This is a genomic window from Methylobacterium pseudosasicola (genome assembly GCF_900114535.1).
Taxonomy (GTDB): Bacteria; Pseudomonadota; Alphaproteobacteria; order Rhizobiales; family Beijerinckiaceae; genus Methylobacterium; species Methylobacterium pseudosasicola.
The window spans coordinates 105,398-124,462 of sequence record NZ_FOTK01000013.1; the positions used below are offsets into that span (position 1 = coordinate 105,398).

Genomic DNA, 19,065 nt, shown 5'->3' on the forward strand with positions numbered 1-19,065 from the left:
CAGGAGGCACCGCTGCGCCTCGTCCGGGACCACCCCCACCCCTGACCCCTCCCCGCAAGGGGGAGGGGAAAACGCGCGGCGTTTCAGCGACTTGCAATCGAGCCGATTGGGTCAATCCGCAAGCTCCTGCCGCCGGGGGCGATGCGCGTGAGCATCCAGGTCGACCTAACCCTTCGGCGCGGCGCCTTCACCCTGGAGGCGGCGTTCGAGGCCGGCCCGGGGCTGACTGCCCTGTTCGGGCGCTCGGGCTCCGGCAAGACGACGCTGATCGACTTGATCGCCGGGCTGGCCCGGCCGGATCGCGGCTCGATCGTCGCCGACGGCGCCACGCTGGTGGACAGCGCGACCGGCCTCTTCCTCCCGCCCCATCGCCGCCGGGTCGGGGTGGTGTTCCAGGATGCGCGGCTGTTCCCGCATCTCAGCGTGCGGACCAATCTCGGCTACGGCCGCGTCTTCGGGCGCCAGGCTGCCGACCCGGCCGGTTTCGCCGCGGTGACCGAGATGCTCGGGATCGGCCACCTCCTCGACCGGCGGCCCGCGGGCCTGTCGGGGGGCGAGCGCCAGCGGGTGGCGATCGGGCGGGCGCTGCTCGCCAAGCCGCGCCTGCTGCTGATGGACGAGCCGCTGGCGGCCCTCGACGAAGCCCGGAAGGCCGAGATCCTCCCCTATATCGAGCGCCTGCGCGACGAGGCCGGGGTGCCGATCGTCTATGTCAGTCACGCGGTCGCCGAGGTGGCGCGGCTCGCCACCACGGTGATCGTGCTGGAGGGGGGGCGCGTAGCGGCCTCCGGTCCCGCCGAGGCGATCCTGCGCCGGGCCGACCTCGTGCCGATCCACGAGGCGGAGGCCGGGGCGCTCCTCGACATGGTGGTCGGGGGCGCCGATCCGGAAACCGGCCTTACCCGGCTCATGGGCCGGGCGGGCCAGCTCCTGGTGCCGGGCCTGGGCGCGCGCCCGCTCGGGACGCGGCTGCGCGTGCGGATCCCCGCCCGCGACGTGCTGGTGGCCACCGAGCAACCCCGAGGCTTGAGCGCGCGCAACATCCTTCCCGGCCGCGTGGCGGCGCTGACCCCGCGCGGCGCCGAGGTGTTGGTGGAGATCGATTGCAACGGCGCGCTGATCGCCGCCCGCGTCACGGCGGCCGCGATCCGAGAGTTGGGCTTGGAACCGGGGCGCCCCGTCCATGCTGTGATCAAGAGCGCCGCCTTCGCCCCCTCGGAGATCGGGACGCTGCGGCCGGCCGTGGACATCTGAGTTCCGGTATTCGGTATTCGATTCGAAACACTGGAATTCAGACGAACAGTACAACCATTGATTAGAAAATCGATGCGACCATGGGTTGTGGCGCTGTCCAGGCGGCGCGCGTTCCGGAGGGCGTTTCGATGAGCTGGCTCCAGGTGCTTCGGCGAAATGGACGCTCCGGCTGGGCCTGCCGAAGCGGCAGCTCGGCGGTCGAATTCGCCCTTGTCGCGCCGGTGGTGCTGATGCTGTTTGCCGGCATCACGGCCTTCGGCCTCTGCCTGGGCGCCGCCCACAACCTCCGTCAGATCGCGGCCGAGGCAGCCCGCGCCTCCATCGCCGGCGTCACCGATACCGAGCGCGCGACCCTGGCGCAGACCATGGTGACCCGCAGCCTCAGCAGCGGCGCGATGTTCCGTCCGGACAGCATCAAGGTCACGGTCGGCCCCGATCCGAACGACGCCACCCTGTACACGGTCACCGTCACCCTGGATGCCAACACACTGGGGATCAACGTCTTCTCCAAGCTGATCCCGATGCTGCCCACAATCCTGCGCAGCAGCATCAGCGTCCGGAAGGGCGGCTTGTGAGCGGATGGCGGGCCGCCCTCCGGGCACGGCGCTTCGGCCGGGCCCGGGGCGGCAACGTCGTGATCCTGGTGGCGCTCGGGAGCTCCTTGCTGATGGGCGCCGGCGCTGTCGGGATCGATCTCGGGCAGGTGTTCCAAGCCCGGCGCAAGGCGCAGGGTGCGGCCGACATTGCCGCGATGCTGGCGGCCGTCGATCCGACCAAAGCGGTCGCGGTCGCGCGCCGGTCGCTCGTCGATAACGGCTACGACCCCACGCGCGCGACGGTTGCAACCGGCGGCTACGATGCCAGCACCCCCAACGTCGCCCCGGGCAGCCGCTTCAACTCTGGCGCGAGCCCCGCCAATGCCGTGCGGGTCGGCCTGTCGACTACCGTTCCGGTGACCTTCGGCCGGGCGATCGGCTTGCCGGCCTCCGTGCCGATCCGGGTCAGCGGCACCGCGGCCAGCGCGCAATTTGCCGCCTTCACCATCGGTTCGGGCACCGCTGCCTTGAGCGGCGGCATCGCCAACGCCGTGCTCGGCGCGCTGCTCGGGACCAAATTGTCGCTCGGCGTGAGCGATTACAACGCGCTCGCCAGTGCCAAGGTCGACGGCCTGCGCGTCCTCGACGCCCTGTCGACGAGCCTCAACCTGCAGGCGGCCAACTACTCCGACATCGTCCAGGCGAATGCCAGCGTCGGCCAACTGCTGATCGCGCTGCGGGTCGCCGCACAGGGCAATTCCGCCGCGGTCTCGGCCCTCTCGGGCATCCTCAACGCCTTGCCGAATGCCGGCAACCTCGTGCCGGTCGGCCAGGTGGACGCGCTGGGCGACGCGGCGGCCCTGGCCCCCGCGCGCGGCCTGGCCGGCCCGTCGCTGAACCTGATGGACCTCGTGGCCGCCACCGCGTCGCTCGCCAACGGGCAGAACCAGGTGGCGATCGATCTCGGCGCCACCGTGCCGGGGCTGCTCGCGACGCGCCTCACATTGGCGATCGGCGAGCGTCGGCGCAGTTCCGGCTGGGTCCGGCCCGGCAGCCCGAACGCCACGGTGAAGACCGCCCAGACCCGGCTGCTGATCGAGGCCACGGTCTCGGCCCCGCTCGGCCTCGGGACCGTCTCCGTGCCGATCTACGCCGAGATCGCCTCTGCCCAGGCGACGCTCCGCACGCTCACCTGCTCGGGGGCCAGCGGCGGTCGCCAGGCCACCATCGAGGCCCAGACCGGGCTCGCGACCCTGGCCGTCGCTGCGGTGAACCGTGCCTCGATCAACGGCGGCACGACCAGTCCGGACCTGTCGCAGCCGGCCGTGCTGATCGCGCTGCCGCTGGTGAATATCGGCGGCCGGACGGTGACGAATATCGGCACGAACACGCAGACGCTCACCTTCACGGAAGCCGATATCGCCAACCACACCGTGCGCACGGTGTCATCAACCAATGTCGCGCAGTCGCTGACCGGCAGCCTGCTGGGCAATCTCAGCCTCAACCTGAACGGCTTCGGCCTGACTCCGCTGCTCCAGACCTCCCTCGCGACGACGCTGAGCCTGGCCGCCGCGCCCCTGGATCTGGTGCTCAACGGCGTCCTGCAGAGCCTCGGCCTGCGGATCGGCTACGCGGATGTCGAGATGGACGGCACCCTCTGCAGCCAGGCCGTGCTGGTGCAATGACTGAGAGCGCGCGCCGCCGAAGTGGATACCGGTTCGGCGTCAGCGAGCGCGTCCAATCAAGGACTTAGAGCCGGCTTCGGGCCGGATCGCTCCGCGCCGCGAGACGCCGGCCCCCGCCTTCTCAGTGACCGCGCCGGCCGCCGTTGCCGGCGGGCGTCTTGGCGATGCTCTGCCCGAGGCGCAGCAGCAGCATGTCAACGAGGAGTTGCAGCTCCGAATCCTCCACGCCGTCGAGGGCGTCGCGGCACTCGAGGGCCCGGTCGATCGCCACTGACAGCGCATCCAGGGGCTCGACGCGCGCCGGGGCATCCGCATCGTCCTCGCGCCGATCGTCGGTCACGTCGATGATCAGGCCGTGGCCGATCCGCCGGCTCGAAGCACCCGCCGGCACCCGGCCACGGTCGAGGATCCAGCGGACCTGACCGGAGGGCGACAGGGTGCGGTACTCGGCCACGAAGAGCCCGCCGCGCTCGCACACCGCCTGGAAGTGCCGCACCAGGGCCGGCCGGTCCTCCGGATGGATGCAGGATCGGGCGATCTCCAGGGGGATCGGGCGGCCGGCCAAGCCAGGATCGCCCGCCAGCACCTCGGCGGCGCCGGCATCGAGGATGCAGCGTTCGGAACGGGGCGACCACGACCAGGCACCGATGACGCCGGAGGCGTCGAGGGCCGCCGGCAGATCGACCGGCAGGCCGCGCGGGCGCTTGATCGCGTCGACAACCATGGGCGATCTCCGAAACCGGCGTGCCCGACGCACGCACCTTTCGCAGCCATACAACCCATGATGGAATTAAGAGGTGGTTAACTCAACACCGCAACCTCAATTCTATGCAGGGCATTCTACTGACCGACCGAGACAATTTCGGCCGATCGGGCGGCAGGATGGCCTGTTCTATCGGACCTGCAAACGCGTGCAGGTTGTACTTCCGGGCAGGGCTTCAGCCGATCTGCGTGATCAGCGTAAACGCCCCGAACAGCAGCACCGCGCCGACGACCACGGCCAGCAGAATGAGTGCAGCCCGCGATTCCCGTAGTTCCGGCGACATAGGCCTCCCCGATCGTCCTGCCCGCTTCGGCGGGTCGTGGTGCGCACGACTTTGAGCGCCAGAGTTGCACCGATCGGCTTGCCTGTCGACGGCGGGGCGGGGGATCGGGCGACACCGTGTTTTGGCCGATCCGGCGCAGCCTTTGACCGGTTCCGCGGCGCCGACCTATGGATCGTCCGGCACGATGCCCCGGTGTTTGAGGGAGCGACCGATGCGAAGCGATGTCGAGTTCCGTTCGGAGGGTTGGACGCTGCGCGGCTGGCTCTATCGGCCGGACGCGCAAGACGATGCGGCGCCAGCCATCGTGATGGCCCACGGCTTCTCGGCGGTCAAAGAGCAATATCTCGACCGCTACGCGGAGGTCTTCCAGGCGGCGGGCTTCGGCGTCCTGGTCTACGACCACGCCCATTTCGGCGCCAGCGAAGGCCGGCCGCGGCAGGAGGTCGACCCCGTGCTGCAGAAGCGCGGATACCGGGACGCGATCAGCTTCGCGCAGACGATCCCGTGGATCGATCCCGCGCGGATCGGGATCTGGGGCACGAGCTACAGCGGCGGCCACGTGATCGAGGTGGCGGCGATCGACCGCCGGGTCCGCTGCGTGGTCGCGCAGGTACCGTTTATCAGCGGCTCCCTCTCGGCGCAGCGCCGGACCCGGTCCGATCTCGTCCCGGCGCAGCTCCGCCGCTTCGAGGCCGACCGCGCTGCCCGCTTCCGGGGCGAGGCGCCGGCCATGCTGCCGGCCGTGTCGGCCGATCCGCTCCAGCCCTGCGCGATGCCGGGACCGGACAGCTACGCCTTCTTCAGCGGCACGCACGATTTCGCACCGGACTGGCACAACGCGGTGACGCTGCGCAGCGCAGAGCTGTCCCGCGAGAACGAGCCGGGATCGCATATCGCCCGGATCAGCCCGACGCCGCTGCTGATGATCGTCGCCGAGGACGATCTTCTGACCGCCACCGACCTGTGTCTGGAGGCCTTTCACCGCGCCCTGCCGCCCAAGGATCTCGTGATGGTGCCGGGCGGCCATTTCGACCCGTATCTCTGGCATTTCGATCGCACCAGCATAGCCGCGCGCGATTTTTTCGTCGCCCATCTCGGCGCAACGGCTTGACCCTTCGGCCGTGTTCGGTCCCCCCTGTTTCCGCGACCCGAAGGTGGTCTGCGTCGGCCGCGACTACCCGGATGGCGGGATCGTCGGCCCGCATTGTCACGCCCGCGCGCAGTTGATCTACGCCACGGCCGGCGTGATGGAGATCCGCGCGGCGGGCAGCCTCTGGCTCGTGCCGCCGCAGCGGGCGCTCTGGGTGGGGGCGGGGATCGATCACGCGCTGCGCGCCCGCGGCCGGGTCTCCCTCCGGACCCTCTACATCGCCGACCATGCCGTGCGGGCGACCCTGCCGGCCGTGCCGACCAGCCTCGCGGTGACCCCGCTGCTGCGCGAACTGATCCTGCGGGCGATCCAAGGCACCGGAGAAGCCGACCTGGATGGGCGACGGAGCCGCCTGCTCGATGTCCTGCTCGACGAGGTGACCGCGCTCCCGCATTGCCCGCTGCGCCTCGCCTTGCCGAGAGATCCGCGGCTTCGGCGCGCCTGCGAGGCAGTCCTGGCCGATCCCGGCGGCCGGCCGGACATGGCGGCGCTCGCCCGGGTCGCCGGAGCCTCGCCGCGGACGCTGGCGCGGCTGTCCGAGCGGGACCTCGGAATGCCGTTCTCGGTCTGGCGGCAGCAGGCCTGCGCCCTGGCCGCGCTCCCCATCCTAGTTGGCGGCGGCTCGGTGACGGAGGCGGCCTTCGCGCTGGGCTACGACAGCCCGAGCGCCTTCGCGTCCATGTTCCGCCGGCTGATCGGCGCGGCCCCCGCCTCCTACCGGACCCGAAACGCGGATCCGGCTTCCCCCTGATCGCGGATGGCATGGGCGCGTTCACGCCGAACTCCGTTCCCGTTGACTCGGCAAAGCCCCGCGTCCATCTTTGTACCGATCGGTACAAACCCGCGAGGACACGCCCATGTCGGAACGCCCGCCCTTTCCGCCCTTCACCGAGGAAACCGCCGCCCAAAAGGCCCGGATGGCCGAGGATGCCTGGAACGGGCGCGATCCCGAGCGGGTCTCGCTCGCCTACACGCCGGACAGCGTCTGGCGGAACCGCAGCGAGTTCCTGACCGGGCGCGAGGCCATCATGGCCTTCCTCCAACGCAAATGGGCGCAGGAGCGCGACTACCGGTTGATCAAGGAGCTGTGGACCTTCGGCGGCAACCGGATCGCCGTGCGCTTCGCCTACGAGTGGCACGATGCGGCGGGACAATGGTTCCGCTCGTACGGCAACGAGAACTGGGAGTTCGACGCCAGCGGCCTGATGCAGCGGCGGATCGCCAGCATCAACGATCTGTCGATCGCGGAGTCCGACCGGAAATTCCTCTGGCCGCTCGGCCGGCGCCCCGACGATCATCCGGGCCTGAGCGATCTCGGCCTCTAGAAGCGGTGACGACGCGGACTGAGACGCTGCCGGCGCTCGCGGAGGTGTTTCGTGAGCACGGCTACGCGGGCACCAGCCTGGCGCTGATCAGTGCCGCGACGGGCCTGGGGAAGGGCAGCCTGTATCACCTGTTCCCGGGCGGCAAGGCCGAGATGGCGGCCTGCGTGATCGAGGAGATCGACGCCTGGTTCGAGGCCAACCTGTACCGGCCGCTGCGCGAGCAGGATCCGCCCGAACGGGCAATCTCGAAGATGTTCGAGTCCGTCGAACGCTACTTCCGGTCCGGGCGGCGGGTTTGCTTGGTCGGCGTCCTGGCGCTCGGCACGAGCCGCGACCTGTTTGCAGAGGCGGTGCGGAGCTACTTCGTCCGCTGGGTCGACGCCCTGGCCGTGGCCCTGCGGCGGGTCGGCCATAACGATGCGGCGAGCGCCGCGCTGGCGGAAGAGATCGTCGCGCAGATCCAGGGAGCGATCGTGCTGGCCCGGGCGCTCGACGAGCCCGCGCTCTTCACCCGCGCTCTGGCAACGCTGCGGTCGCGGGTGGCGACCGCAGCGGGTTGAGGCGCCGGATCAGGCGGCGGTGCGGCTCTCGACCATCCGGGCCAGGAAGGCGCTGCCGATCGGGATGATCGAATCGTCGAAGTTGTAGCTGGCGTTGTGCAGGCCCGGGCCGGGATTCGAGCCAAGCCAGACATAGGCGGCCGGCACTACCTGGGCCATGTCGGCGAAATCCTCGCTGCCCATCTTCGGGACGGCGTTCGGCTCGACATTCTCGGGTCCGAGCAGTTCGGTCGCCACCGCGGTGGCGGCGGCGGCCTGCTCAGGGGCGTTCTCCAGGACCGAGAACATGTCGTGGATCTCGACCGTGACCTCGGCCCCGTAGGCGGCGGCGAAGCCGGCGGCGATCTCGCGCATGCGGGTACCGGCCAGCGCCCGGATCTCCTTGTCGAAGGTGCGGATCGTGCCGGCGAGATGCGCCGTCTCCGGGATGACGTTGTAGGCGGTGCCCGCCTCGATCCGGGTGATCGACAGCACGATCGACTTCAGCGGGTCGGCGTTGCGCGAGACGATCGATTGGAGCGCCTGGGCGAGGCCGGTGGCGATGATGATCGGGTCGTTGCCCCCGTGCGGCTGGGCGGCGTGGGCGCCCGTGCCGCGGATGCGGATGTCGAAGAAGTCGGCCGCGGCCATGGCCGGGCCCGGACGCAGTTTAATCAGCCCGTGGCCGCCCGGCTGGTTGTGCAGGCCGTAGATCTCGTCGCAGGGAAACTTCTCGAACAGCCCGTCCTTCAGCATCGCCCGGGCGCCGCCGCGGCCCTCCTCGGCGGGCTGGAACACGAAGACCGCCGTACCGTCGAAGTTGCGGGTCTCGGCGAGGTAGCGGGCGGCGCCGACCAGCATGGTGGTGTGGCCGTCATGGCCGCAGGCGTGCATCTTGCCGGCATAGGTTGAGCGATAGGGGAGGTTGGTCTCCTCCTCGATCGGCAGAGCGTCCATGTCGGCGCGCAACCCGATCCGCCGTCCGTTGTCGGTGCGGCCCTTGAGCAGACCGACGACCCCCGTGCCGCCGACCCCGCGATGCACCTCGCAGCCGAATTTCTCCAGCAAGTCGGCGACGATGCCCGAGGTGCGGACTTCCTCGAAGCCCAGCTCCGGATGGGCGTGCAGGTCGCGGCGCAGGGCCGTCAGCTCGTCGGCATAGGTCTTGATATGGTCGATCGGGCTCATGTGCTCGGACTCTCGGGGGCGGGTCGTGCGGGGTCTGCCGCACCGTCGCAGGCTCCGGGCGCGTGGACCTCGTCCGTCCGCCGGAACGGCGTGAGCGTGTCGAGGACGTCCACCGCCTCGGCGACGTGGGCGCGCTCCCGCTGCAAGTAATCGGCCACCGCGCGGCGGAAGGCCGGGTCGGCGATGTCGTGGGCGGAGTGCATCAGCACCGGCTTGTAGCCGCGGGCGAGCTTGTGCTCCCCCTGCGCACCGGCCTCGACCCGCTTCAGGCCGCGAGCGATCGCGAAATCGATCGCCTGATAGTAGCAGATCTCGAAATGCAGGAACGGGTGGTCCTCGATGCAACCCCAGTTGCGCCCGTAGAGCGCCGTGTCGCCGATCAGGTTGATCGCCCCCGCGATGTAGGCGCCGTCCCGGCGGGCCATGATCAGCAGCACCCGGTCGGCCATGCGCTCGGACAGGAGCGAGAAGAACCGGCGGTTGAGGTAGGGGCGCCCCCATTTGCGCGCGCCCGTGTCCATGTAGAACGCGTAGAACGCGTCCCAGTGGGCCTCGGTGATGTCGGCGCCGGTCAGGTGCTCGACGGTGATCCCGGGCGCCAGCGCATCGCGCCGCTCCTTGCGGATGTTTTTTCGTTTGCGCGACGCGAGCGCTTCGAGAAAGTTCTCGAAACTCGCGTAGCCGGCATTTTCCCAGTGGAACTGCTGGTCGGTCCGTTGGAGGAAACCCGCCGCCCCGGCCCGATCCCATTCCGCCTCGCGCATGAAGGTGACGTGGATCGAGGATGCCTTGGTCTCGCCCCGCAGCGCCCGAAGGCCGGCGACCAAGCCCGCTGTGGCTTCGTCCGGATCGGCGCCCGGGGCGATCAGGAAGCGCGGACCGGTCACGGGCGTGAACGGCACGCTCACCTGGAGCTTGGGATAATAGGAGCCGCCGACCCGCTCATAGGCGTCGGCCCAGCCGTGATCGAACACGTACTCGCCCTGGCTGTGCGATTTCAGATAGCAGGGCGCCACGCCGAGCAATGTGCCGTCGCGCTCCACGGCGATGTGGAGGGGCAGCCAGCCGGTCTTGCGCGAGACGCAGCCGGACTCTTCCAGCGCCGACAGGAAGGCGTGCGAGACGAATGGGTTGTGGGTCTCGTCGCCCGCCGCCAGGGTCTCGGGGGAGAAAGCGCAGGCATCCCAAGCCGCCGCGCCGATCTCCTTCAAGCCGGTCATCGCCCGCACGGTGAGTGAGGGGGTCTCCGGCGCCGGCCCGGGTGCTTGCTTCATGAGCCCAATCTAGCCGGGGCGGGCAGAGGAGCAAGCGGGCGGATGCGCGCGGCTGCCATGGCAGACTTGTCAGATGAGCGGCCGCGTCACACCCTGGGTTTGCCGGATGGTGTGAGAGGGCGGGTAGAAACGTGGTTCGTCACAGCGCAGATCCCGGAATCCAGAGAGCCGCCGAGCGACAGCCGCCGGACGACTTTGCTGAGGATGTTCTGTGCGAGATGAGCAACCTCGACACGCAGGACACCAACGTCCCCGGCACGATCTTCATATCCACCGCGCTCGGCTCACATGGACCGCGGGTGAAATGGTATCCCGACCGCGCCGGGCGGTCGCTGCCCTGCTTGATCGTCTCGATTGAGGCCGATCCCAAGATACGAGAGGATTTCGTTCAGAGCCCGGCCTCGCGCGCCGCGGCGCCGAAGGTGATCGCGTGGGTGCGCTTGAACTACGCCGCGCTGCTCAATTTCTGGACCCATGGGGCATCGTGGAACCGGCGGGAGGTCTCGACCTTTCTCGATGGATTGCGGAAGCTCCCCTAGGCTTGCGTACGAACCCGCCAGATGGGTTTAGGCTGCTTGCAAGCCGCAGTCCCAGCGCTCCCGCCGCGATCGGTGTGAAGAAATCGGCACAGCAGCGGACTACTCTGCTCGGTCATCCTGCCAGTCATCGCACCGGATCGGGCTTCGCTCAGCTATCAGCAGCTCGAAACAGCCGCCCTGGGCAGAGGCTCCATTTTTCCGAACGGGCATAATGTGAGGCGCCCCCGACACCTGGCTCGTGACGGCCGTTCAACGTCGATCGTCACCGCGCCAGTCCCGACTGGGGCAGGCCGGGCGCCCGGTGCTCACTCGCCTGTAGGGCGGCGGCGATGTGGGCCTCGCTGACCGCGTATTGGTGAGAGAGGTTCGCGAGGCTGAGGATAATCCACACGCTCCCCAGCACGCTCGCCACCACCACGCAGAGCAGGACGTAGACCGTCCGGGTGTTGCGCTTCACTTCCATCGACAGGTCGTGGACGAGTTCCCGGTTGCTCTGAGAGAGCGAATCTCTCGAAGCGACCAGCTCGTTGTGCATCTCGCTGATGACGTGGGTGGCGTTGTACAGCAGCAGCAAGTGGACGACGAAGTCGTCGTCCGTGGTGGTGTTGAGAGCGGCCGCGACACGCACGGCGAGCTGCCGCTCCCAGGGCAGGAGCTCCCGGCCGTGAACCGTCCGGTAGAACCGCTCGAGGTTGTTCACGGACGGAAGGCCTCGCGCCAGGCCGTGTGGAAGTTGCGCCGCAGGCGCCGGGCCTCGACGCGCAGGCGCATCGGCGCGGTGGTGGCCAGCTCCAGCCAGGTCGTGTGCTGGATCCGCAGCGCCTCGATCAGGCGCTCGCCGATCCGCTCGATCTCGATGGCGCGGAAGTTCGGCTGCGCCCGCAGTTGCCGCACTACGTCAGAGGCTTCCAGATAGTCGAAGTTGGTCGCCTGGGCGGTGTTCTTGGCCAGGATCGCCCGGTCTGCTTCGAGCAGCAGCGGCCGCAATTCGCGCAGCACGTCCAGCGCGGTGGGATCGACGGCGCCGGCGGCGACCACCACGCAGAGGCGGATCTTATCCTCGCGGCAGCTCTCGACGATGATCTCGGTGCTGCGCCGGGTCGTCTCGGTGTCGCCGGCCGGGAAATCGACTACCACGAAGCGCTCGGCCGCGTCCGACACGCGCTCGATCAGGTCCTGGACCAGGGTCGGGTCGACGCGGCCGGTGGAATCCTCCGCGCGCAGGCGCTGCCGGAAGCCGGACACGCCCGGACGGCGCGGCACGAAGTTCTGGCTGCCCGGCTCGGTCTCGCGCATCAGCGCCGTGTGGAAGTGCCGGTTGGCCGGGTCGGTGTCGATCGCCAGGACCGGGCCGACCTCGGCGGCGAGGTCGGTGATCTGCAGGGCGATGGTTGTCTTGCCGACGCCGCCCTTGCCGCCGAGGCACAAGATCAGGACCTTCGAATTCCCCGGTCCGAGGAGATCCTGCTGAATCTCCTGAAGCTCGGTCGGGCTGTACCAGGCCGGAACCTTGAGCTGCGTGGCATCGGTCATCAATGAATCTCCTTGGCTTGAAGGGCGCAGGGCGGCGTCCACGCGTGCGATGCTGCGGCGCGCGGGCAGGATCCTGCAGGGGTGTCAGGGTTGGTGGGGTCGGTCCGCGGGGATCCGGTCCCGCGACGGCGCCCGGGGGCCGACGACGTAGCTGTGCGCAACAGGGCAGGGGATCCTCAAGCCGCCGATCCGATCGCGCGCCGGGTGTCGATGCCGCCGGCCGCCGCGATCCGAGACCTGCCGCGCCGAAGCGGGCCGAGGCCGGACCGACGGGAGGCCGGGGCCGCGTGCCGCCACGGCGTGATGCCCCGTCCGGACCTCACGCCGGGCAGGCCGGAAACCGGAAACGTCGCCCTCTTCACAGTTTGCACTCCGTTGCCGGCTCGGTGCCGCGGCGAGACCCCATCCGGTCTTCGTCTCGCCAGCGTCGCGCAAGGCCGAGACTTCGCTCAGCTCATGGCGGGAGGCAAGCCTGCCAGCAAAGATGTTGACAGCTTATCCTCTGTTATGATCGCAAAAAATGAGAATCATTCCCGTAAAAGTTTCTCATTTCATCCAAACTTATTGTGATAACGGGCGCATTATCTATCAATATGCGTCGCAAATGACTTCAAAAATATCCGATAAACGTACGCCGAAGACGAATAATCGTCGGATCGACTGACATTGCGATCCGGCCTTCGCGGCGGAGAGATCGCACTATCGCCTGTCGAGGCGCGTTCCGGGCGGATCGGCCGTAGTGCGGGTGATTGGCGACGGAAATCCGGGCGCGGCTTGCGCCGGGCGCAACCTGGACCGGCGGCGCGACAGGCACCGTCAGGTTTCTCTCGGATCGCGTCACCCGTTCGCGCCGGTCCGCCGACGCACAGTCGGAATCAGGCCGTCAATCCTGAATTCGGCCCGCGCGACCGCGGATCAACTGGAATTCGGCCGTTTGCGCGCGAAATCCACAGCGTTAACCTTCCACTCATATTCGTTAATAAGCCATTGGCGGAGAGCTTATTAATCTATCTAAATAGCCCGGTAACCACGGTGTCGACATGCACCGGCGAGGCTTCGATGCTAGCATTCAAGAATAAGCGGAAACCTGTCGGATACGCCCTGGCCCTGGCCGGGCTAGCGAGCGTCACAGCCACCGGGGAGGCTCAGGCCCACGTCAAATGGTTCTGCGCCTACGACGTCGCCGGGCAGCCGCAGGGCCTGGAGCAGGTGCTGTGCGCGAATTTTGAGGGACTGACCGTGCTGGCCCTGGTGTGCCTGATGTTCGGGTGCCTGGCCGAGGGGACGCCGCTCGGCGGCGCCCTGCTCAACGCCCTCGACCGGGTCACCAGCCGGATCCGGACCGACACGGAGCTTCTGGTCCGCGCCACCCTCGGCTTCTTCTTCGTCTCGCTCTGGGATCTGGGCGGCATCATCCTGACCCCGGAACTCAAGACCGACGTCGCCTGGATCCCGTGGTTTCAGCTGGCGCTGGCCGCGTGCCTGATCTGGCGGCGCACGATGCCGCTCACCGGGCTTGGCATCGTCTTCCTGTTCAGCTTCGCCACCGCGCAATACGGCGTCTTCCACCTCGCTGACTATCCGATCTTCCTGGGCGTGGCCGTCTACCTGATCTGTCGCGGCCTCGACATCACGCCCTTCGACATCCGCCCGCTCGACCTCGTCCGCTGGACCGCCGCGATCACCCTGATGTGGGCGTCCATCGAGAAATGGGCCTATCCGGAATGGACCGCGCCGCTGCTCGCCGCCAAGCCGCAGATGACGCTGGGCGCGACCCCCGAGCTGTTCATGCAGGCCGCCGGCGTCATCGAGTTCACCCTGGCCTTCGCGCTGCTCTGGACCCCGCTGGTCCGGCGCACCGCGGCGATCATCCTGGCGGCGATCTTCGTCTCGGCGGTGTTCGAATTCGGCAAGGTCGACGCGATCGGCCATTCCGGGATCATCGTGGTGCTGCTCGCCATTGCCGCCGATGATGTCCGGATGGCGGTCCGCGCCCGGCACGTGGTGCTGGCGCCGGCCTGGTACGGCGCGGCGCTCGCGATCTTCCTCTTCCTTTACTACGCCGGCCACGCGGCCCTGTTCGGCGGCCTCGGGACGCTGCCGGTGATCTGAGGAACGCTCAGCGCGCCGCGATCAGCGGCGCGAACACGTCGGTCAGCCCGGTGATCAGGATCTGGGTGCCGACGCAGAGCAACAGGAAGGCGAACAGGCGTCCGGTCACCCGCGCCCGGGCCGGGCCGATCAGCGCCACCACCCGGTCGGCCGAGGCGTAGATCAGCGCCACCGCCAGCGCCACGACCAGAGCCGCCAGGGTGACGCCGATGAAGAAGCCGAACCGGTCGGCGTAGGCTGCAGGCCGGTTCGCCCCCAGGGTGATGGCCACCGCGATGGTGCCGGGCCCGGTGGTGAACGGCAAGGTCAGCGGAAAGAATGCGATCTCGGCCAGCGGTGCCGGATCCCGGCTCGCCTCGATCGGCGCCGAACCGCGATCCTTCGAACCCGACGCCTCGGCCTGCTTGCGCGCCTCGCGCGCCTCGGGCCGGTTGAGCTGGGTCCAGGCCGAGGACATCACCACCAGGCCACCGGCGATCCGCAGGGCCGCCAGGGTCACGCCGAAGAAGTTGAGGATCGGCGTGCCGGCCCAGAGGGCGCCGAGCATCACCAGGGCGGCGTAGACCCCGATCTTGCGGGACAGCAGCACCCGCTCGGCATGGCTGTAGGCACTGGTGACCTGCGCGAAGATGAAGGCCCCGCCGATCGGGTTCACGATCGCGATCAGGCCCGACAGGGCGAGCAGGAACTGCTGGATGGTGAAATCGATGCTCATGAGGGCCGCCGCCTAGACCAAGTGGCCCGCGGCGGCCAGTCTCGCGAGTGCGTCAGCCCGGAGCGGGCGCCGGCACCAGCACCCGGGCCGGGGCGAGGCGCCGGGCGCGGCGGACCTGCTGGACCGCTACCGGCCGATAGAGCTGCTTGGTCGCGTCGACCACGTGCAGGCCGGCAAACGGCAGGGCCAGGCCGGAGCCGAGGCGCTCCCAGGCGGGTCCCGTGCGCAGCATCAGCCGGGAGCGCACCGGCGGCATATAGAGGGTCTCCGCCCAGCCCTCCGGCGAGAACAGCGTATCGCGCATCAGCCGGCCAAGCTGCGAGCGGCTATAGGGCTGGCCGTGGCCGAAGGGGGTCGCCTCGCGCCGGGCCCAGACGCCGCGCCGGTTGGGCACCACCAGGATCATCCGGCCGCCCGGTGTGAGGGTGCGCCAGACCTCCTGCAGCAGCTCCGTCGGGCTCTCTACCGATTCGAGGGCGTGGACCAGGACGACCCGGTCGATTGCGGCCTCGGGCAGGGGCATCATGGTCGGATCGGCGAGCGCCGTGCAGGAGCGGCCGGTCCCCGGCCAGTTCACCACGCCCTGCGTCGCTGGCATGAAGGCGAGGGTGCGCTCGGCGATGCAGTGGATCGGCCCGAGATACGGCGTCGCGTAGCCGATCCCCAGGACGCGCAGGCCCGAGACCGAGCCCAGGAATCCGTGGAGCGCGCGGGCGACGACGCGGTGCGTCTCGGCCCCCAGGGGGCTGGCATAGAAGGCCCGCAGACCGTTGACGTCGAGACGCATGAAGAACAGGACCGAGTCCGGAACGACGATTCTGACTCAATGGTGGGCCACGATGCCCCCGGCAAGCTTCGTGGAGACTTAACACCGAAGGAACCAGGCTTGATCGCCGCCGGTTCACGGCATCAGATTTTGCGCTTCACGGCGCCTTGCGACTCTGCGCGCCTCCTCACGAGGGATTCCGATGGCTGCCGAGACCGAGATCAAAACCTTCCTCTGCCGCAGCGACAATATCGGCGTCCTGATCCGCGATCCCGCCACGGGCGCCTGCGCGGCGATCGACGTGCCGGAGGCCGGCCCGGTCCTGAAGGCCCTGGACGAGACCGGCTGGCGCCTCACCGACATCCTCGTCACCCACCGGCACGGCGACCATATCGAGGGCATCCCGGCGGTGAAGCGCGCGACGGGCGCCCGGGTGGTCGCCCCCGCCAAGGCCGGCAACGCGGTTCCCGACGTGGACGTTACGGTCGGGGAGGGCGACACCGTGCAGGTCGGCGGGCTCGAGGCCCAGGTCTGGGAGACTCCCGGCCATTGTGCCGACCACGTCACCTACTGGTTCGCCGAGGCCGGGATCGTCTGCTCCGGCGACACGCTGTTCACCCTCGGCTGCGGCCGCGTGTTGGAGGGCCCGCCCGAGACCCTGTGGCGCTCCCTACGACGGTTCGAGGCTCTGCCCGACGAGACCCAGGTGTTCAGCGGCCACGACTACGTCCTGTCCAATGCCCGCTTCGCCCTGGCGGCGGATCCCGAGAACCGCGACCTGATGGCGCGCAAGGCCGAGGCCGAGCGGGCCAAGGCCGAGGGGCGGTTCCTGATTCCATCCACCCTCGGCGCGGAGCGCGCGACCAATCCGTTCCTGCGCAGCAGCCTTCCGGCACTGGCTAAGTCAGTCGAACGCGCGCCCGGCACAGATCCCGAAGCGGTGTTTGTCGCACTGCGTGCATGGAAGGACCGCTTCTAGAGCCGGTGATAACCAAGAAAATTTTGTTGCGTTCTCAAGCCAAACTGACACATACCCTGTGCAAGCGGTACCAATCCGCTAGGTCAACGGGCTCCCGGGGGGAAGCCGTAACGTCAACGCGAAGCGCCGGGACGCTTCCGCCGGTCTGATGGGGGTCCGTCTCGCCCTACCACCTGTCCACCTCCCGCCTTCCGCTTCCGTTCCTTAAGCCAGAGTCTGACGAGGCCAGGGAAGAAGCGCCCAGCGTTAAGACCAAGGTTCTTGGAACAGACGCCAGCACCAGTGATGCGCTTCGCGACCCCGGCGAGGTAGCAACCACCTCGCGTCCCCGCGCGCCGGTCGCGGCCGATGTGCGGCTGCTCGGCATCGCGACCGAGCATCTCTCCCGCCTCGGGCCGAAGCGCGTGACGGTTGTCGCCGTCGCGGCCGAAGCCGGCATGACGCATGCCAACGTCTACCGCTACTTCCCGTCGAAGGACGCGCTCCTCGACGCGGTGGCCGGGCGCTGGTTGCGCGAGGTCGAGGCCCGGCTCGCCGGCATCGCCGACGCGCCCGATCCCGCCGACGACAAGATCGAGCGGCTGCTCACCGCCCTCGCCACGGTGCAGCGCGACGCCCTGTTCGACGAGCCGAACCTGTTCGCGGTCCATCTCGACGCCACGGTCTCGGCCCGGCCGATCGCCCGGCGGCACCGGGTGCGCCTGCGCAGCTTGGTCGAGCGCGTGGTCGAGGAGGGCATCACGTCGGGCATCTTCTCCGCCCGGGACCGGGAACGGGCGATCGCCTACATCTTCGACGCGAGCTACCGCTTCACGCATCCGCTGGCGATCCAGCACGATGCGGAGGTGCCGCGGGACTTGATCGAAGCCCGGTTCGGGGCCGTCATCCACGCGATCCAGCGGGTCCTGCGCTCGGGCATCCTCTGAGGCCGGAGCGAATCCTTCAAGAGATGGCGACGGCTTGCGGGGCCCGGACATCGCGTCCGGGCCTTTCGCGTTTCTGGTGGCGCCACGACCGTCCGACCCACTCCGCGGTACGAGGTCGAAATCGCTGAAATGACAGGCTCTCGAATCTGTCATCTGAGCTTCGCCGACCCGGCGAAGCAGGGTGCACTGCACCTAAAACCCTCGCGCCATTGGTGTTTCATCGACCGAACCTGCGACGTTCCGGCGCTGCGGCGGCTCGAACGGCCGCGTCTTCCACGGTCCATCGGGTTGAAGCCACGAGGCTTTTCCGCCACACAGCCGCGCAGATTTCAGGACGGCGAATCCCGCGTTGGGGCCGACGACCGGACGGTTTCGGCACCGCGCTCATCCCACCGAAGACGACACGCAGCGGAGGTTGATCCGACATGGCTCGCAACAAGATCGCGCTCATCGGTGCCGGCCAGATCGGCGGCACCCTGGCCCTCCTGGCTGGCCTGAAGGATCTCGGCGACGTGGTGCTGTTCGACATCGTCGACGGCGTGCCCCAGGGCAAGGCGCTCGACATCGCCGAGGCCGCCCCGGTCGAGGGTTTCGACGCGAGCTACGCGGGTGCGAGCGACTACAGTGCCATCAAGGGCGCCGACGTGGTGATCGTCACCGCCGGCGTGCCGCGCAAGCCCGGCATGAGCCGCGACGACCTGATCGGCATCAACCTCAAGGTCATGCAGGCGGTGGGCGAGGGCATCAAGAGCTACGCCCCGGACGCCTTCGTGATCTGTATCACCAACCCCCTCGACGCGATGGTCTGGGCGCTGCAGAAGTTCTCGGGCCTGCCCACCAACAAGATCGTCGGCATGGCCGGCGTGCTCGACTCGGCCCGCTTCCGCCACTTCCTGGCCGACGAGTTCAAGGTCTCGGTGGAGGACGTCACCGCCTTCGTGCTCGGCGGCCACGGTGACGACATGGTCCCGCTGGTGCGCTACTCGACCGTCGCCGGCGTGCCGCTGCCCGATCTGGTCAAGCTCGGCTGGACCACTCAGGAGAAGCTCGACGCCATGGTCGACCGGACCCGCAAGGGCGGCGGCGAGATCGTCAACCTGCTCAAGACCGGCTCGGCCTTCTACGCGCCGGCCGCCTCCGCCATCGCCATGGCCGAGAGCTACCTGCGCGACAAGAAGCGGGTCCTGCCCTGCGCCGCCTATCTCGACGGCCAGTACGGTGTGAAGGGCATGTTCATCGGCGTGCCGATCGTCATCGGCGCCGGCGGCGTGGAGCGCGTCCTCGAAGTCACGTTCGATCCGGCCGAGAAGGCGATGTTCGAGAAGTCCGTCGCCTCGGTGACCGGCCTGATCGAGGCCTGCAAGGGCGTCGACAGCAACCTCGCCTAAACAACGGGCGTCACGCGGCGCCGACGCTGCGAGTCGGGGACCGTGACACGGTCCCCGCGCAGGCCGGACGAACGCTTCCCGCCATTGGCTACTCGCTCCTCCCTACGAGG

General features: G+C 68.9%; 19 protein-coding genes. 12 read left to right on the forward strand and 7 right to left on the reverse strand.

Features of this window, described 5'->3' with window-relative positions; translation table 11 throughout:
• The first annotated feature begins 147 nt into the window (after positions 1–147).
• From modC to BM228_RS14600, 3 genes are all read left to right on the forward strand, one after another.
• Positions 148–1,254, forward strand: coding sequence for a molybdenum ABC transporter ATP-binding protein (gene modC, locus BM228_RS14590; RefSeq protein ID WP_092041816.1), 1,107 nt, complete (start codon positions 148–150; stop codon positions 1,252–1,254).
• 128 nt (positions 1,255–1,382) lie between these two features.
• The gene (locus BM228_RS14595; RefSeq protein ID WP_092041703.1) at positions 1,383–1,829 is read left to right on the forward strand and encodes a TadE family protein; all 447 of its coding nucleotides are present in this window, start codon (positions 1,383–1,385) and stop codon (positions 1,827–1,829) included.
• Entirely contained in the window at positions 1,826–3,475 is a 1,650-nt protein-coding gene (locus BM228_RS14600; RefSeq protein ID WP_092041705.1) for a TadG family pilus assembly protein, read from the forward strand. The genes BM228_RS14595 and BM228_RS14600 overlap by 4 nt, the downstream gene beginning before the upstream one ends.
• A gap of 121 nt (positions 3,476–3,596) precedes the next feature.
• Here BM228_RS14600 and BM228_RS14605 read toward each other — a convergent pair whose 3' ends face one another.
• Entirely contained in the window at positions 3,597–4,199 is a 603-nt protein-coding gene (locus tag BM228_RS14605; RefSeq protein ID WP_092041707.1) for a PAS domain-containing protein, read from the reverse strand.
• A 533-nt stretch (positions 4,200–4,732) separates the two neighbouring features.
• Between BM228_RS14605 and BM228_RS14610 the strand changes: the two genes are divergently transcribed.
• The 4 genes from BM228_RS14610 (at position 4,733) to BM228_RS14625 (ending at position 7,556) form a co-directional block, all read left to right on the forward strand.
• Complete coding sequence (locus tag BM228_RS14610; RefSeq protein ID WP_092041709.1) at positions 4,733–5,632, forward strand: alpha/beta hydrolase; 900 nt, start codon at positions 4,733–4,735, stop codon at positions 5,630–5,632.
• A 10-nt stretch (positions 5,633–5,642) separates the two neighbouring features.
• The gene (locus BM228_RS14615) at positions 5,643–6,422 is read left to right on the forward strand and encodes an AraC family transcriptional regulator (protein ID WP_092041711.1); all 780 of its coding nucleotides are present in this window, start codon (positions 5,643–5,645) and stop codon (positions 6,420–6,422) included.
• Positions 6,423–6,528: 106 nt separating this feature from the next.
• The gene (locus tag BM228_RS14620; protein ID WP_092041713.1) at positions 6,529–6,996 is read left to right on the forward strand and encodes a nuclear transport factor 2 family protein; all 468 of its coding nucleotides are present in this window, start codon (positions 6,529–6,531) and stop codon (positions 6,994–6,996) included.
• Positions 6,997–7,001: 5 nt separating this feature from the next.
• A complete protein-coding gene (locus tag BM228_RS14625) occupies positions 7,002–7,556 on the forward strand; it encodes a TetR/AcrR family transcriptional regulator (RefSeq protein ID WP_092041715.1) in 555 nt (184 codons plus the stop codon).
• A gap of 9 nt (positions 7,557–7,565) precedes the next feature.
• On the opposite strand, the gene BM228_RS14630 is transcribed toward BM228_RS14625, so the two are convergent.
• Positions 7,566–8,723 carry a M20 aminoacylase family protein gene (locus BM228_RS14630; RefSeq protein WP_092041717.1) on the reverse strand — a complete coding sequence of 386 codons (1,158 nt, stop codon included), beginning with the start codon at positions 8,721–8,723 and terminating at the stop codon, positions 7,566–7,568.
• Positions 8,720–9,997: a GNAT family N-acetyltransferase gene (locus tag BM228_RS14635; protein WP_092041721.1), complete on the reverse strand. Its 1,278-nt coding sequence runs from the start codon at positions 9,995–9,997 to the stop codon at positions 8,720–8,722. The genes BM228_RS14630 and BM228_RS14635 overlap by 4 nt, the downstream gene beginning before the upstream one ends.
• Before the next feature lie 218 nt (positions 9,998–10,215).
• Here BM228_RS14635 and BM228_RS14640 point away from each other — a divergent pair, with 218 nt between their 5' ends.
• Complete coding sequence (locus BM228_RS14640; RefSeq protein ID WP_092041724.1) at positions 10,216–10,536, forward strand: hypothetical protein; 321 nt, start codon at positions 10,216–10,218, stop codon at positions 10,534–10,536.
• Positions 10,537–10,798: 262 nt separating this feature from the next.
• Here the strand turns inward: BM228_RS14640 and BM228_RS14645 are convergent, their stop codons facing one another.
• A complete protein-coding gene (locus BM228_RS14645) occupies positions 10,799–11,236 on the reverse strand; it encodes a hypothetical protein (RefSeq protein ID WP_092041727.1) in 438 nt (145 codons plus the stop codon).
• On the reverse strand, positions 11,233–12,069 hold the full coding sequence (locus BM228_RS14650) for a nucleotide-binding protein (protein WP_092041729.1): 837 nt from the start codon (positions 12,067–12,069) through the stop codon (positions 11,233–11,235). The genes BM228_RS14645 and BM228_RS14650 overlap by 4 nt, the downstream gene beginning before the upstream one ends.
• A 1,059-nt stretch (positions 12,070–13,128) precedes the next feature.
• Between BM228_RS14650 and BM228_RS14655 the strand changes: the two genes are divergently transcribed.
• Entirely contained in the window at positions 13,129–14,181 is a 1,053-nt protein-coding gene (locus BM228_RS14655) for a hypothetical protein (RefSeq protein ID WP_208612038.1), read from the forward strand.
• Between the two features lie 7 nt (positions 14,182–14,188).
• Here the strand turns inward: BM228_RS14655 and BM228_RS14660 are convergent, their stop codons facing one another.
• Positions 14,189–14,896: a MarC family protein gene (locus BM228_RS14660; RefSeq protein ID WP_092041732.1), complete on the reverse strand. Its 708-nt coding sequence runs from the start codon at positions 14,894–14,896 to the stop codon at positions 14,189–14,191.
• 52 nt (positions 14,897–14,948) lie between these two features.
• Positions 14,949–15,683 carry a methyltransferase domain-containing protein gene (locus BM228_RS14665; protein ID WP_092041735.1) on the reverse strand — a complete coding sequence of 245 codons (735 nt, stop codon included), beginning with the start codon at positions 15,681–15,683 and terminating at the stop codon, positions 14,949–14,951.
• A gap of 181 nt (positions 15,684–15,864) precedes the next feature.
• Here BM228_RS14665 and gloB point away from each other — a divergent pair, with 181 nt between their 5' ends.
• From gloB to mdh, 3 genes are all read left to right on the forward strand, one after another.
• Complete coding sequence (gene gloB, locus BM228_RS14670; RefSeq protein WP_092041738.1) at positions 15,865–16,641, forward strand: hydroxyacylglutathione hydrolase; 777 nt, start codon at positions 15,865–15,867, stop codon at positions 16,639–16,641.
• A gap of 350 nt (positions 16,642–16,991) precedes the next feature.
• Positions 16,992–17,567: a TetR family transcriptional regulator gene (locus tag BM228_RS14675; RefSeq protein ID WP_012317921.1), complete on the forward strand. Its 576-nt coding sequence runs from the start codon at positions 16,992–16,994 to the stop codon at positions 17,565–17,567.
• A 425-nt stretch (positions 17,568–17,992) separates the two neighbouring features.
• Positions 17,993–18,955, forward strand: a complete 963-nt coding sequence (gene mdh, locus BM228_RS14680; RefSeq protein WP_092041741.1) for a malate dehydrogenase — start codon at positions 17,993–17,995, stop codon at positions 18,953–18,955.
• The last annotated feature ends 110 nt before the right edge of the window (positions 18,956–19,065 follow it).

Excerpts from the sequence above, each read along its gene's own strand:
- BM228_RS14595 (WP_092041703.1), top strand. The coding sequence starts at position 1,383 with ATGAGCTGGCTCCAGGTGCTTCGGCGAAATGGACGCTCCGGCTGGGCC.
- BM228_RS14605 (WP_092041707.1), bottom strand. The coding sequence starts at position 4,199 with ATGGTTGTCGACGCGATCAAGCGCCCGCGCGGCCTGCCGGTCGATCTG.
- BM228_RS14610 (WP_092041709.1), top strand. The coding sequence starts at position 4,733 with ATGCGAAGCGATGTCGAGTTCCGTTCGGAGGGTTGGACGCTGCGCGGC.
- BM228_RS14620 (WP_092041713.1), top strand. The coding sequence starts at position 6,529 with ATGTCGGAACGCCCGCCCTTTCCGCCCTTCACCGAGGAAACCGCCGCC.
- BM228_RS14630 (WP_092041717.1), bottom strand. The coding sequence starts at position 8,723 with ATGAGCCCGATCGACCATATCAAGACCTATGCCGACGAGCTGACGGCC.
- BM228_RS14635 (WP_092041721.1), bottom strand. The coding sequence starts at position 9,997 with ATGAAGCAAGCACCCGGGCCGGCGCCGGAGACCCCCTCACTCACCGTG.
- BM228_RS14640 (WP_092041724.1), top strand. The coding sequence starts at position 10,216 with ATGAGCAACCTCGACACGCAGGACACCAACGTCCCCGGCACGATCTTC.
- BM228_RS14650 (WP_092041729.1), bottom strand. The coding sequence starts at position 12,069 with ATGACCGATGCCACGCAGCTCAAGGTTCCGGCCTGGTACAGCCCGACC.
- BM228_RS14655 (WP_208612038.1), top strand. The coding sequence starts at position 13,129 with ATGCTAGCATTCAAGAATAAGCGGAAACCTGTCGGATACGCCCTGGCC.
- BM228_RS14660 (WP_092041732.1), bottom strand. The coding sequence starts at position 14,896 with ATGAGCATCGATTTCACCATCCAGCAGTTCCTGCTCGCCCTGTCGGGC.
- BM228_RS14665 (WP_092041735.1), bottom strand. The coding sequence starts at position 15,683 with ATGCGTCTCGACGTCAACGGTCTGCGGGCCTTCTATGCCAGCCCCCTG.
- gloB (WP_092041738.1), top strand. The coding sequence starts at position 15,865 with ATGGCTGCCGAGACCGAGATCAAAACCTTCCTCTGCCGCAGCGACAAT.
- mdh (WP_092041741.1), top strand. The coding sequence starts at position 17,993 with ATGGCTCGCAACAAGATCGCGCTCATCGGTGCCGGCCAGATCGGCGGC.